Source organism: Neobacillus sp. Soil_C_43 (genome assembly GCF_057656715.1).
Genome location: NZ_JBDGJV010000015.1, coordinates 132527 through 146387, shown reverse-complemented (window position 1 = coordinate 146387; position 13861 = coordinate 132527). Strand labels below are relative to the sequence as shown.

The following is a 13861-nucleotide window of genomic DNA, read 5'->3' as shown; positions in this document are numbered from 1 at the left end:
AGTCATATGACTGCACATGATGATGTTATGACAAAGCACACTATTGGATCTGACCTCTTCTATTTCATAATGAAGATACAAATGAGAACAAAGGGGAGCTAGTAATGAGAAATTTTCTATATCGTCATGGATTAGTATTATTTTTAGTGGTTATGTTTGGAAGAGGAATTCTTGGGATGCTAACAGTTAAGGGTATTCAAGTCTTCAATCCAGCACTTACTGTTCAGAAGGATTTAGGTTGGTTAGTTATGCTATTATATGCGGTCTGTGCGTTTTTAGCGGTAAAATGGGTAAAGGTTGATAAGGAAATCGGATTAATTAAAGCAACTGCCAATAATTATTTTGTATGGTTACCAGCTCTTGCGATTCCGTTCACTTTGGCACTTCATTTAGGTTTTCACTCTACATGGAGCCATGTTCCTTTATTAATGATCGCCGCCATTGGGGTAGCTGTAAACGAAGAAATTCTATTTAGAGGTATACTTTTACGTGCCATGTTGCCATTCGGAAAAGCTGTCGCCATAATCGTTCCTTCACTTCTTTTTGGAGTAGCACACCTTGGTAATATTCTTGTCGGAGGGGATGTAATCTTTGGTGTCTTCCAGTTTGCCTGGACTTTCATCGCTGGTATGGCGCTAACCGCTATGCGTTTACAAAGTAAAAGCTTACTACCCGCCATCGGATTTCATTTTGTTTTAGATGCTGTTGAGTATGCAGCGACTGGTGAATACGGCGTTCACAGTACCAACTTTTCACTTGGATGGTTATCCATATTTGTACTGTTAAACCTGCTCTTTCTTGTTTATGCACTTTACTTATTAAAAAAGAAAAACAACAGTGTAAATGTTGGAATGGTTTCTTTTACTGCAAAATAATAGGGCTTCAAATGGGCGAACAGTACGAGTCACTGTTCGTTTTTTCTCTGTCTTTCAAGTATAATAACCGTATTCAGCTTTTGCATATGATAGATCTTTGAGAGAAATCTTATATATAAGTCGGATAATACAAAAAAAGAGGTTACTACATGAGTGAGAGAAGTTTTGAGGAATATAATTTAAGTGAAGAAATAAAGAGAGCACTAGGTGTTTTAAAATACGAAGAGCCTACAGAGGTGCAGGGTGAAGTGATCCCGCAGGCTTTGAAAAACCAGGACCTTGTCGTCAAATCACAGACTGGCAGTGGCAAGACAGCCTCCTTTGCTATCCCTATTTGTGAACGGATTGACTGGGAAGAAAGAAAGCCTCAAGCCTTGATTCTTACGCCAACTAGAGAGCTAGCTGTTCAGGTTCGCGAAGATATTACAAATATAGGACGGTTTAAACGAATTAAGGCGCTCGCTGTTTATGGAAAAGAGCCTTTTTCCAAACAAAGAGAAGAATTGAAGCAGAAAACACATGTTGTTGTTGGTACACCTGGCCGTGTCATGGACCATATCGACAGGGAAACCTTGGTACTTGATGAAATAAAGTATCTTATTATTGATGAAGCAGATGAAATGCTGAATATGGGCTTTATTGATGAGGTAGAGGCGATTATTAAGGAACTCCCACGGGATAGAGTAACAATGGTATTTTCCGCTACCTTGCCAAAAGATGTTGAAGCTCTTTGCCATAAGTATATGAAGGATCCTGTTAATATTGAGATTGAGTCTACAGGAATCACAACGGATACAATTGAACATCGTGTAATCGAAGTAAAGGATGAAGATAAGCTTTCGCTACTTAAGGACGTAACTGTTGTTGAAAATCCAGACAGCTGTCTTATTTTTTGCAGAACGAAAGAACATGTAGATACCGTATATAGCGAATTGGAAGAAGCAAATTATTCATGTGAAAGACTCCATGGAGGCCTAGAACAACAAGATCGGTTTGCCGTAATGGATGGATTTAAACTGGGCAATTTCCGTTATCTTGTTGCAACCGATGTAGCGGCGCGAGGGATTGATGTTGATAATGTTTCACTAGTATTCAACTATGATGTTCCTATGGAAAAAGAGAGCTATGTCCATCGCACAGGAAGAACGGGTCGTGCTGGCAAGAAAGGAAAAGCCATTACATTTGTGACTCCGTATGAAGAGAAATTCCTTCGAGCCATTGAACGGTATGTTGGTTTTGAAATACCTCGAATGGACGCACCTAGCCAAGGCGAGGTTGCTAAAGGAAAAGCAGCTTTTGAGGAAAAAATCAGTGGCCGTCGCGTGGTAAGAAATAATAAGACCGCTCGAATCAACCAAGGAATCACGAAGCTCCACTTCAATGGCGGCAAAAAGAAGAAGCTTCGCGCTATCGATTTCGTTGGGACCATCGCCAAAATTCCTGGAGTTACGGCTGATGATATCGGTATTATCACCATTCATGATCAGATGTCTTATGTGGATATTCTTAACGGAAAAGGTTCACTCGTCATTCAGGCGATGGAGAATACACCTGTCAAAGGCAAGAAGTTGAGAGTGAGTAAGGCGATTAAATAATGCAATTTATAATAGCGAACAGTGCTGCTGACACTGTTCGCTATTATATTTAGATATATTTCCTCAATTCCACCTTGGTATCTTCGTCTGCAAAGCATGCTTCCACACTATCGAGATAAATCTTCTTATAATCCTCTTCATTCATGTTGAATTCATCAAAGACAATCGTACATTCCTTCGCCATTGTTGTATCGGACACCGTTCTGTTGTCGGTATTAACCGTTACTTTGATACCATTCTTATGAAAATCATGGATAGGGTGCTCGCTGAATTGGTTTACCGCCTTGGTTTGAACATTGCTTGTTGGGCACATTTCAAGGACTACTTGTTTTTCCTTCACTACATCATAGGCCTCAGTACAGTCTTTAATAAATACACCGTGCCCAATTCTTTCTGCCCCTAACAGCTCAACCGCTTCAAGGACATTTTTTCCTACACCCGTTTCGCCGGCGTGAATCGTTACTCTATAGCCGTACTCTCTTGCTAATGCAATCGGCTCTACGAAGTCCCCACAGAACCCTTCCTCTTCCGATGCACATAAGTCAATGGCCACAACCCCTTTACCAAGGAATTGCTTTCCTTTTTCCACGACCTCAAAAGCACTTTCAGCTGACATCGTCCGCATGCAGGATAGAATGATATTGCCATGAATATCGAATTGTTGTTCAGCCTCTCTCATTCCATCAATCACGCTTTGGATGATTTCTTCTACAGATAACCCCTGAGCCGTGTGAAGCAATGGAGCAAAACGAACCTCCATGTATTTCACATTTTCTCTTGCAGCATCTTCAAACAGTTCAAAGGTAATTCTCTTTAAATTCTCCTGTGACTGCATTACTAAATTCGGAAGAGCAAAACGCTTCAAATACTCATCAAGAGATTCACAATCTAGTGGAGCAATGAGCTCTTGTTGGATCTCGTCCCTATCCATCGTAGGCAAGCTAATGCCCTCTCTTTTTGCTATATCAATAATTGTTTCCGCTCTAAGGCTTCCATCAAGATGGCAGTGTAATTCAATTTTAGGTAAAGTAGTAAAATTCATGTGATGTGACCCCCGTCATTTTTTTATATAAAAAAAATTCCTGACTACGAAGAAAATACACTTACATGTACATTCTTCGTAATCAGGAATTATTGGTTCCTGGTAGAGACCCCCAAACCATATCTTTGGAGTTATACGAACTTTGCTTATTTCATTGAGACAAGCTTAATAAAGATTTTTTATGTTGTCAAGAGTATTCCTCACACTACCCTGTGGCTAATTTCCATTCTATTACGTTCTGTTTGGAATAGAGTTCTTTGTAATAACCATTCCTTTTCAATAAACTTTGATGGTCCCCTCTTTCTATGATTTCCCCATTTTTTATCACAAAAATCGTATCAGCATTTAGAATCGTGGAAAGTCTATGAGCAATCATAATAATGGTTTTGTCGTGATCGAATTGGTTAATGGATTCTTGTACCAGCTTTTCACTTTCATTATCAAGTGCACTAGTGGCTTCATCTAGAATAATGAGGGATGGATTTTTCAAGAATACACGAGCTAGAGCCACTCTCTGTTTTTGTCCGCCAGAAAGCTTTACTCCTCTTTCACCTATTTCTGTATCGTAGCCATTCGGCAGTGCGGAAATAAACTCATGAGCAAATGCCTTTTTGGCAGCGGCAAAAATCTCTTCATCGGACGCATCCAGCTTTGCCATTTTTATATTATCTTTAATCGAGGTGCTATAAAGAAAGTTATCCTGGGTGACAATCCCCATCTGTTCTCTCAAACTTGCGATGGAATAATCCTTAATGTTGGCACCATCGATTAATACTTCACCTTTTGTAGCATCATACATTCTCAGAAGCAGCTGAAGGATGGTACTTTTCCCCCCTCCGCTCTCACCAACAAACGCATATGTTTTCCCTTTTTCAAGAGTCAACGACACATTTTTAATGATGTTGTTTTTTCCGTCATACGAGAAAGTTACGTTATTTAACTTAATTGATTGTGTGAACTGATTTAATTCAACTGGGTTTGCTTTTTCTATAATCGTAGATGGTGTGTGGAAGAAATCAAATATCCGGCCAAGTGCAACGCTGCCCTCTGTAATGGCCGGGTAGGCATTGACTAAAGCTGCCACTGGGCTTCTCATTTTATCCACATAGGCAAAGAAGGCAATTAAGCTACCAACTGTTAGACTTCCATCTATGACAAAAAGACTCGCCACAATCGCCACGATAAACGGAGTCATATCACTGAGCACATTGATGAGAGCTAACATAACTGCATTTATCTTCGCATGCTTATCTGTCAGTCTATCAAAATGGTGTAAATGCTGATTTAGCTCTTCTTTGTCTCGCTTTTCTGCTGCGAACAATTTGGAAAGAAAAGCCCCTTGAATTTTTTCAAAAATAAATCCGCTCATCACCGATCGATACTTCATCATGTTTCGGGTGGACTGTTTAAACCTTTTTGATAGAAAGTGGGCCAGAATAAATTGGACTCCCACTAATACCACCGACAGAATCGCTAACTTCACATTTAGGGCAAGCATCACTACGATGACAAACAACAATACAATCATTTCAATCCAAATGTTTCCGAAAACTGCGGTTAGAAAGCCTCGGACCTTTTCAATATCATCGAAAAAGCGTGTGCCTATTTCTCCGCTTTTGTTCTCAACAAAGTATTTGGCATCCAATGAATGTACCTTTTGAAAAGCGTCCTTGCGAAGCTGTTTGATAATGTTATTGTTGGCTTTTTGAATGCAAAATTGCCTTACATATTCCATGGGAGTACGGATAAGAAGGAATACCAAAATCATACCTGCAGCGATGTACAAAAGCTGTTCTAGCATTTCCGCTCGCGACAAGGATTCATTTTGAAGCAGCTGATCGAAAATGTATTTTAAAATCAATGGAACAAACAGCGGAATCAGGAACCGAAATAAACTCCCCACAAATCCAATGAGATAATAGCGGCTTACTTGTTTTACATAGGGTAAAAATAACTTAAAATCTTTCATGCGATAAAACTCCTTTCATTGGCCAAATTAGAGGGCAATTCGCCATACGACAGTTACCTTGTTATATCCGACAGTTAACTAGCTTTATGATTTCATTGTACGGTCGGATGTTTCCGTACAAACCGCATAACTTTGGTATTAGCCCCGCATGGTTTACGAGCTTTACCGCAAGATTTTGGCGGAGTCTGTGCTGCATCTTTGCGGTTTTTCAATCCTTTCCCTGTCGTAAGATGATTTCATACCAAATGAAAGGATGTTGTTATTCATGAATAACCATACACAAGCACAGGCTCCAACCATGAGTTCTTTATTTTCTAACCGCTTCGTTCAAGCCATTTTACTATCCGGATTGTTCCTACAACTGGGAATCTGGGTACGTAATTTTGCGATCCTACTATTTGTAACTGAACAGACCAACAAAGATCCATTTGCCATTTCCATGATTTCAGTAGCTGAATTTGCTCCAATTTTTCTTTTCTCCTTTATTGGAGGAACATTTGCAGATAGATGGAGACCCAAACGCACGATGGTTCTTTGCGACCTACTGAGTGCCTTATCGGTGTTTGCCGTTTTACTAGCTCTTGTATTTGGAGGGTGGAAAGCGATTTTCTTCGCAACCCTTGTTTCGTCCATTTTGTCTCAGTTTTCTCAGCCTTCAAGTATGAAGCTATTTAAGCTTCACGTTCCAGAATCACTTATTCAGATGGGGATGTCCATGAACCAGACGATTCAGGCTATCTTTATGATCCTAGGTCCTATGATTGGTACGTTGATTTACTTCCGATTTGGCATCAACGTTGCCATTGCAGTCATGGGTACATGTTTCCTTCTCTCTGCTCTTGTTCTTACCTTCTTACCTGCTGATAAAAAGGTTGAAGTGACCACAGCCCCAAATGTGTCTAAGGAAATGAAAATGGGCTTTCGTTATGTAATGTCTAATAAGCTTTTTCTTTACATGGGCGGTTTCTTCTTAGCTGCCGGTATGGGAATGGGACTAGTGAATCCCCTTGGTATCTTTTTGGTGACAGAACATCTTGGCTTAACGGCCCAGAACCTGCAATGGTTTACAGCTATTAATGGTGTCGGTATGATTTTAGGGGGCGTTGGGGCAATGGCTCTAGCAAAGAAAATTACGCCACAAACTATGCTATTAATCGGCTTTGTCACAAGTGCCACTTCTGTTGCGATTATGGGGTCGGTAAACATCATATGGGTTGCGCTTTTAACCCAGTTTATTGCTGGACTGATGGCTCCCCTTATTCATATTTCCTGTAATACTCTCATTCTCACGAATGCAGAGGAATCCTTCGTGGGTAGGGTGAACGGTATCTTAAATCCTCTTTTCATGGGAGGAATGGTGTTAAATATGAGTTTAGTCGGTGTTCTTAAGGCACAATTTCCATTAACGACCCTTTATTTATTCGCAGCAGGCTTATTCCTAATTGGAGCGGTAGCCATGTTACCTATGCTACGAATGAAGCAGGCTAAGCAAATGAAAGCTGTCAACATGCAACATCATTGATTGGATTTCCACAAAAGGAAAAGAAAGAGGCTGACTCATAATGAGTCAATCTCTTTTCCTTTTACAAATTGATCTGTTGATATAAAAATTCCGCATCCTGTCCTACCCCTAAAAGAAGAGCTGATCCTCTACGGTGCTGCCACGGCAATCCAAGGAAGTACAGTCCTTCAATTCCTGTTACTCCTCGCTTATGTTTGGGTTTGCCGCTATTATCTAAAAGGTTTGGTATATCTATCCAAGAGTAATCAGCAACGAAACCAGTTGCCCAAATAACATTCTGCACGTTAATCGTTGAAAGGTCCTCAAATTGAATCTCATTTTGCTGGATGCTCTTGGTTCGTGCTTTAAGCGTTACTTTCTTTTCTTTTAATTTTTCTTTTAGCTCAAAACCGAATATCGGATCTGGTCGGCTTTGAACTTTTTTTCCAATAAAGGAATCCCGATTCGCCTGTAAAATACCAAGTTTGTCAAACCACCAAAAGATACTTTTACCAGCTATGCTTAAAGGGAGGAATCGTATTCTTTGCCCGACCGATAAATAAGTTTCGTGATAGTTTGATAGTTCGACTGCTATTTGTGCGCCGGAATTGCCTCCACCGACCACTAACACGGAACCCTCGGTTAGCTGTGCTGGATTTTTATATTCAGAAGAATGAAGTTGAACCACTTGTTGTGGAAGCTCTTGTGCAAATGATGGAATTCTAGGGGTGTGAAAGGGACCTGTGGCTATGACTATTTTCTTTGTTTTAATAAAGGAGTCAGTAGTCGAAATGATAAATGTATCGTTCTCTTTATGTATCCTTTGCACATGACATGAAAATTGAGTAGGTAAATCAAATGTTTGTACATAGCGCTCTAGGTAATCGGCTATTTCATTCTTGGTCGGAAAACCTGTTGGATCACCAGTTAAAGCCAAGCCGGGCAATGCACTGAATGACCGTGGAGTAAACAAGACAAGTGAATCATACCGGTTCCGCCAGACATCACCTGCGCTTTTATTTTTATCCAATATAATAATAGATAAAGAGGTTGGTTTTAAAAAATACCCCATCGATAATCCGGCCTGGCCTGCACCGATCACAACTACATCGTAAATCATCTATTTCACTCCTTTTGTAATCTCGGATACCGTTATTGTTTAATGATACTATAATACTATTTTTTTCCAACCAATAAAAAACTACTGGTTGTTCCCAGTAGTTTAAATCTTAATTCGAATTCATTACGTATGGATATACCAACGTATCAGCGGTTGTTCTTGCGGCTTCTTCACCCAATAGCTTCCCTACGAGATGGATCGACATATCGATTCCGGCTGATACTCCCCCAGAGGTAATTACCTGCCCATTATCTACGAACCGTACGTCCCGCACCACTTCAATATTTCGATAGGTTTTTTCCATATAATCATAAGCAAAAGGATGAGTGGTCGCTTTTTTATCAACTAGAAGTCCGGCCTCTGCTAACAGTAAGGACCCAGAACAGATGGAAGCGATGATTCTCTCTGATAGACCGAAAGTGGTGATCCAATTCATAAATTCTCGATCTTGAATACAGGTTTGTATAGCATGAGATGGCCCACCTGGAACGATGACAATGTCTAAATCTTGGTTAATATTCTCAAAACTAAAATCCGGAGTAATCTTCAGCCCATTATTCGATGAAACGGTGCCTCCATTTTTAGATATCGTCCAAACCTTAAATGGCTTTCTTTCAACTGGAATACCCTTCGTTAACAATTCTGTTACTTCGTTAGCTGAATTAGTCGTTAACGAAAACACCTCAAATGGTCCCGAATAGTCTAAAACATCCACATGATCAAATAATAAAATTCCTACATTCCATTGGTTTTTCATTAAATCCACTCCCTTTTTTTTAAAACAATATATTCCTAGGCTCTCCTTTGCCCCATTACTGAAGCCCTGCGTAGACTAGCTTCATGCAGTTTTCGCCCCCACCCATAGAAAACGATAGCGGCTAAGGCAAGTGCCGCAAACGTAAAAAACATGGTATTTCCTCCATATGAAACTAGCAACACCCCACCAAGCCATGGGCCAATAAAGTTACCAATTTCACTGAATCCCTGAGCACCATAATACATGCCTCTCATTCCTGATGGAGTGATCTCATCAATTTGGGCATATTCAGACGGAACGATTAAAATCTCACCAAAGGTGAACACGATCATGGATAGGATAAAACCGGTCCACCCTGTTGAAAAGGCAAAGCCGGTTTCTCCTACGCCAAATAATAGGCTCCCAAGGGATATTCGCTGAAAAAGCCCAAATCTCTCTGACCACCTCGTTATAAAAATTTGGGTGGTAATCACTGTAATCCCATTTATACTCATTAAATAACCGAACAGCTTAATTCCTTCCGTAATATTCATTTCTAAGTATTGCGATAGGGTGACAGACATCTCCCCATGAACGGTTGTAAGCAGGACGCTTCCTACAATAAACAGAAACAATACCTTATCTTTTCTAAAAACGTTCCAGGTCTGGACCAAGCTTATCTTTTCATCAGAGACTTCTTCAATTTCCTTGACTTTATAGAAGCGAATAAATACGGTAATGAGCAGAAAATACCCTAAATACACCAAGGCTGTAAAAAGGAAGGCAGATGCATTCCCCGCTATTCCAAACAAAGTTCCAACAATAGGACCAATGGAAAACCCTATATTACCGGCTAGATAGCGATTGGAGAAAACTCTCACTCTCTCTTCTCTAGGCGTCAAATCCGCCATCAATGCCTTAGATATCGTTAAGAAAAAGGAAGAGAACAAACCGCGGAGGATATTTAATAGCAATAAAAACGGCGAGCTCTTAATATATAAAAATCCTAGAAACACTAGACCTAACATGATTAGGCTGAACAGAAGCAAGCGGTTTCTCCCTATGAAATCAGAGAGAGTTCCCCCGAAGAATCCGCCTGCAGTAGCCGTCACAGCCCCTGCACCAACAATTAATCCAACGGTGACCGGATCAATCTGTGAAGATTTCATTAAATATATGGGTAGGTAAATCATACTCATTGAGTTTGAAAGACTAATAAGTACTGTACCCACTATGATTATGTGGACCATCGGATGATAGACTTTAAGATAGGTGGTTAACCGGACCATGAATTTCTCCTCTTATTGATTGGTTAGATTATTCTTTTATTTCGATTACAAACGGAAACGCTCTTACCGTTCCATTTTGTTTAAACTCCGCCCAAATCTTGTAGATACCAGGTTTTTCAAAGGTGGTCTCAAAGATTGGTTCCTTCTCATTTGACGGATGAACATGGAGGAACTCTTTCCCGTATTCGTCAAGAATGACGACATGCCCCATTGCCCCTAAATAGGGAGTCAAATTCGTTTGATCTAAATCGAAGGATAGCGTTACAGGTTCTCCTGCCTTAAATGTACTAACCTTTAATGTGACTGTTTCTCCATCAACCTTTTTACTAAAGGTAGTATCCGGGATCAGCTCATGGCCGTGTGTTGCAGAGCTTGGATTCCCCACGATAAAAGAAAGAGGCTCTACTTGATATGCAAAATTCTTCGGCTTTATATCAATAAAGGCTTTATAAAACCCTTCTGGTAAGTTATTTTCAATCGTATATTCACCTTTACCGGTTCTCTCCGGGTGTATGTGGTAATATTTCTGCAACTGTTCATCTACGATAATGAGATGCAGCTCCTTCTCATGATTGAGTTCCAGCTCGTCAACCGGGTTGCCCGCTTTATCTTTTAAGAAAATCTTTATGTTCTTATTATCATTTTGTACAAATGCATTCACTTCATTGCCATCATGGGTGGTTCCAGAAGAGGCTTCATGGGCATGGCCGCCGCCGTCACCATTTTCACCTGATTCATCATGACCTTCCTCCATTTTCATTTCTCCAATTCTGTGGTTCTCTGTCTGAGCCGCTGTATTTTCATCCTCAGCAAACCATTTATCATATGCCTCAAATCTAAGGATTACGACCGTCACATAGAGAATCCCAGCTAACGCCCACTTAATCATGCCACTCACTCCTATTTTTGGGGACAGGCCCCGCATTTTTACACACTTCTTAATGCATCTATCGGATTCAATCTCGATGCTTTTCTAGCTGGTGCAATACCAAAAATAATTCCGATGCCTGCAGAGAAGCCTAGTGCCAACAATACGGTATAGGTGGAGAGTGCGAAATTCGCGCCAATTAATGTACACACTCCCAAGGCGATTAACACACCTAACAAAAAGCCGATTGCTCCACCAAAGAGTGACAAGAATACGGCTTCTAGTAAAAACTGCTGCTGAATCCGTTTGGGTTCTGCTCCGAGAGCCTTCCTTAGCCCAATTTCTGTTGTTCTTTCGGTTACAGACACCAACATCATGTTCATGATTCCAATCCCACCGACAACAAGTGAAATGGATGCGATCCCCCCAAGCATAAGAGATAACATCGTTGTAATCTTATTAAATGATGCCAGCATATCCTGCATATTCATCACGGTAAAACTATTATCTTTGTAATTGAACGCCTGTTTTAAGACTCCTTCGATATCTTCCGTGATTTTTTCAGAATGATTGGAGTTACCCATATAAACGTCCACACTAGAAATATATCCTGTACCAAGAATTCTCATTGAGGTGGTGTAAGGTATGATTACTGCCTCGTTGTTCGAGGAATCTGAAAAGCTATTAGATTCCTGAAGTGTTCCTATTACCGTATAAGTGACACCAGAAATTAGCAGCTTTTTACCCACAGGATCTTCTCCCCAAAACAATTCGTCTGCTATATTAGCACCAATTAAACACACATTATTTTTACTATCAATATCAAGAATCGTTAGTCCTCTTCCCGTTTCAACCAGATCCTTATTCTTTGAAAAATACACATCATTCTTTCCCTGAACTGAGACATCCGTTTTTTCATTACCGTTATAAACCACCGTAGTGCTTCCTGAAAGAGTGGGAGAAACACCAACAACATCCTCGATTTCGGCAAGCATTTGAATGTCACTATCAATTAACCCCTGCTTCAGTGGTGTTCCCATAGCTTGAACGGATATTTTATCTGCACCAAAGGAGGAAAACTCACTTGTCATTCCATTCATTGCAGCTTTAACTATGGTAATCAATGCAATTATGGATGCGACCCCAATCACAATTCCTAGCATGGTTAGGAAGGAGCGCATTTTATTATGGATGAGGTTCATCCAGGACATCTTAAGATTTTCCTTAAACATATACAGGCTCCTCTCTCAGTTTGCCGTCTAAAATGTGAACAATCCTGCTGGCATTTTTGGCAATCTCCATATCATGAGTAATCATAATGATGGTTTTTCCTTCTTGATGAAGCTCATGAAAAAGCTCCATAATTTGCTGACCTGTTTTTTGATCTAGTGCCCCAGTGGGTTCATCTGCTAGTAATATTGTGGGCTCGGTTACCATCGCTCTCGCAATGGCTACCCTCTGCTGTTGTCCTCCAGAAAGCTGATTCGGCCGGTTTTGTAATTTTTCACCGAGCCCCACTCTAATGAGCATTTCGCTAGCCCTCCGTCTACGTTCCTTTTCAGCCACCCCCGCATATACAAGAGGCAGTTCCACATTTTGAATGGCACTCAGTCTAGGCAGGAGTTGGAATTGTTGAAACACAAATCCAACCTCTTTGTTTCGAATCGCTGCCAGCTCAGATTCATCAAGCTCATCAACCTTTTGATTCGATAAAAAATAATCTCCGTTTGTCGGTGAATCGAGACAACCAATCAGGTTCATCAGTGTAGATTTGCCTGAACCAGAAGGTCCTAATATCGCGACAAAGTCTCCTCTATTCACTGTTAAATTGATATGGTTTAAGACGACTTGTTCTTCCTCGCCCATTACATATGTTTTGGTTATTTGATTCATGCTGAGAATTTGCTCACTCATTATTGGTTCCTCCCTGCATCATATCTGCATGAGAAACCTCTTTATTATCAGATGAGATGATGACCTCTTCACCAGCACTCACACCGTCTTTAATTTCAATCGTCGTTCCATCGTTAATGCCTGGTTGAATATATTTTTTGGTTGTCATCCCTTTTTCTGTTGGAATCAAAACATAAGGTTTATTTTTGCTATCAAACTGAATGGCTGTCATGGATAAAGTCACTACACCCTTTGCCTGCTGCTTCAATATTTTAGCCTCTGTACTCATTCCCACTTTGATTGCTTCATCTTTAACCAGATCAATAGTTGCGGTAAAATAAGACACTCCGTTTTCATTGGTTGCTTCCTTAGAAATCTCAGTAACCGTTCCTTTTATTTCTTTTTCAAGTGCATTGATTGTTACATTGACCTCTTGACCTACCTTTAAATATTTCAGGTCATATTCGTCTACCTTTACGGTGGTTTGTAACACGGAATAGTTAACGATATCGATAAGCTGCGCTCCAGACATTAGCTCCGCGTTTTTCTCCACATGAATTTTTGAAATCTCCCCGTCTAAAGTGGCCTTTATTTTGTTCCCCTGTTTCGTTACCATCAAGACATCTCCGTTTTTCACTTGGTCGCCTAATTTGACCTTAATTTCTTTAATTTGAATGGCCTCTTCGCTCGTAATTGTCTTTCTGTTTTTCGCTTCTACTGCACCGGAAAAGCTGTAATAGGTTGCAATGTCCCCCGTTTGTGCTTTTTCTTTTTCAACGTTACCTAATCCTTTCGGCGTAAATAACAATGCTGAAATCAATGAGGCAACGATTAATCCTACAATCGACCAAATCACGATCTTCTTCTTACCCTTCTTTTTTTGCTTTGTATTCATCTTGATTCCCTCCGCTATTTTTATTTTGAAAATGTTATTCTGACTAGGTTTTTTCTGTTGTATTGGATGATTTCATTG

General features: G+C 40.3%; 12 protein-coding genes and 1 riboswitch. Of the genes, 3 read left to right on the top strand and 9 right to left on the bottom strand.

What is annotated here, in order from left to right:
- Positions 1-104: 104 nt before the first annotated feature.
- Entirely contained in the window at positions 105-875 is a 771-nt protein-coding gene (locus AC3A54_RS18950; protein WP_487655705.1) for a CPBP family intramembrane glutamic endopeptidase, read from the top strand.
- A 149-nt stretch (positions 876-1024) separates the two neighbouring features.
- On the top strand, positions 1025-2470 hold the full coding sequence (locus tag AC3A54_RS18945; RefSeq protein WP_487655704.1) for a DEAD/DEAH box helicase: 1446 nt from the start codon (positions 1025-1027) through the stop codon (positions 2468-2470).
- A gap of 49 nt (positions 2471-2519) precedes the next feature.
- On the opposite strand, the gene add is transcribed toward AC3A54_RS18945, so the two are convergent.
- Positions 2520-3512 carry an adenosine deaminase gene (gene add, locus AC3A54_RS18940; protein WP_487655703.1) on the bottom strand — a complete coding sequence of 331 codons (993 nt, stop codon included), beginning with the start codon at positions 3510-3512 and terminating at the stop codon, positions 2520-2522.
- Positions 3513-3571: 59 nt separating this feature from the next.
- A riboswitch (purine riboswitch) is annotated at positions 3572-3671 on the bottom strand.
- 46 nt (positions 3672-3717) lie between these two features.
- The gene (locus AC3A54_RS18935) at positions 3718-5481 is read right to left on the bottom strand and encodes an ABC transporter ATP-binding protein (protein ID WP_487655702.1); all 1764 of its coding nucleotides are present in this window, start codon (positions 5479-5481) and stop codon (positions 3718-3720) included.
- Between the two features lie 265 nt (positions 5482-5746).
- Between AC3A54_RS18935 and AC3A54_RS18930 the strand changes: the two genes are divergently transcribed.
- The gene (locus AC3A54_RS18930) at positions 5747-7003 is read left to right on the top strand and encodes an MFS transporter (protein WP_487655701.1); all 1257 of its coding nucleotides are present in this window, start codon (positions 5747-5749) and stop codon (positions 7001-7003) included.
- Positions 7004-7064: 61 nt separating this feature from the next.
- Here AC3A54_RS18930 and AC3A54_RS18925 read toward each other — a convergent pair whose 3' ends face one another.
- From AC3A54_RS18925 to AC3A54_RS18895, 7 genes are all read right to left on the bottom strand, one after another.
- Positions 7065-8102 carry a flavin-containing monooxygenase gene (locus AC3A54_RS18925; protein WP_487655700.1) on the bottom strand — a complete coding sequence of 346 codons (1038 nt, stop codon included), beginning with the start codon at positions 8100-8102 and terminating at the stop codon, positions 7065-7067.
- 109 nt (positions 8103-8211) lie between these two features.
- Positions 8212-8859, bottom strand: a complete 648-nt coding sequence (locus tag AC3A54_RS18920; RefSeq protein ID WP_487655699.1) for a DJ-1/PfpI family protein — start codon at positions 8857-8859, stop codon at positions 8212-8214.
- Positions 8860-8894: 35 nt separating this feature from the next.
- The gene (locus tag AC3A54_RS18915) at positions 8895-10127 is read right to left on the bottom strand and encodes an MFS transporter (protein WP_487655698.1); all 1233 of its coding nucleotides are present in this window, start codon (positions 10125-10127) and stop codon (positions 8895-8897) included.
- 28 nt (positions 10128-10155) lie between these two features.
- Complete coding sequence (locus AC3A54_RS18910; protein WP_487655697.1) at positions 10156-11016, bottom strand: hypothetical protein; 861 nt, start codon at positions 11014-11016, stop codon at positions 10156-10158.
- Between the two features lie 38 nt (positions 11017-11054).
- Positions 11055-12227 carry an ABC transporter permease gene (locus AC3A54_RS18905; protein WP_487655696.1) on the bottom strand — a complete coding sequence of 391 codons (1173 nt, stop codon included), beginning with the start codon at positions 12225-12227 and terminating at the stop codon, positions 11055-11057.
- Positions 12220-12909 (bottom strand): ABC transporter ATP-binding protein, encoded by a 690-nt coding sequence (locus tag AC3A54_RS18900; protein ID WP_487655695.1) that lies wholly within the window; start codon positions 12907-12909, stop codon positions 12220-12222. The genes AC3A54_RS18905 and AC3A54_RS18900 overlap by 8 nt, the downstream gene beginning before the upstream one ends.
- Positions 12902-13783, bottom strand: coding sequence for an efflux RND transporter periplasmic adaptor subunit (locus tag AC3A54_RS18895; protein ID WP_487655694.1), 882 nt, complete (start codon positions 13781-13783; stop codon positions 12902-12904). The genes AC3A54_RS18900 and AC3A54_RS18895 overlap by 8 nt, the downstream gene beginning before the upstream one ends.
- Positions 13784-13861: the final 78 nt, after the last annotated feature.

Bases quoted from the DNA above. Each gene is read 5' to 3' on its own strand.
- AC3A54_RS18950 (WP_487655705.1), top strand. From the start codon at position 105: ATGAGAAATTTTCTATATCGTCATGGATTAGTATTATTTTTAGTGGTT.
- AC3A54_RS18945 (WP_487655704.1), top strand. From the start codon at position 1,025: ATGAGTGAGAGAAGTTTTGAGGAATATAATTTAAGTGAAGAAATAAAG.
- add (WP_487655703.1), bottom strand. From the start codon at position 3,512: ATGAATTTTACTACTTTACCTAAAATTGAATTACACTGCCATCTTGAT.
- AC3A54_RS18935 (WP_487655702.1), bottom strand. From the start codon at position 5,481: ATGAAAGATTTTAAGTTATTTTTACCCTATGTAAAACAAGTAAGCCGC.
- AC3A54_RS18930 (WP_487655701.1), top strand. From the start codon at position 5,747: ATGAATAACCATACACAAGCACAGGCTCCAACCATGAGTTCTTTATTT.
- AC3A54_RS18925 (WP_487655700.1), bottom strand. From the start codon at position 8,102: ATGATTTACGATGTAGTTGTGATCGGTGCAGGCCAGGCCGGATTATCG.
- AC3A54_RS18920 (WP_487655699.1), bottom strand. From the start codon at position 8,859: ATGAAAAACCAATGGAATGTAGGAATTTTATTATTTGATCATGTGGAT.
- AC3A54_RS18915 (WP_487655698.1), bottom strand. From the start codon at position 10,127: ATGGTCCGGTTAACCACCTATCTTAAAGTCTATCATCCGATGGTCCAC.
- AC3A54_RS18910 (WP_487655697.1), bottom strand. From the start codon at position 11,016: ATGATTAAGTGGGCGTTAGCTGGGATTCTCTATGTGACGGTCGTAATC.
- AC3A54_RS18905 (WP_487655696.1), bottom strand. From the start codon at position 12,227: ATGTTTAAGGAAAATCTTAAGATGTCCTGGATGAACCTCATCCATAAT.
- AC3A54_RS18900 (WP_487655695.1), bottom strand. From the start codon at position 12,909: ATGAGTGAGCAAATTCTCAGCATGAATCAAATAACCAAAACATATGTA.
- AC3A54_RS18895 (WP_487655694.1), bottom strand. From the start codon at position 13,783: ATGAATACAAAGCAAAAAAAGAAGGGTAAGAAGAAGATCGTGATTTGG.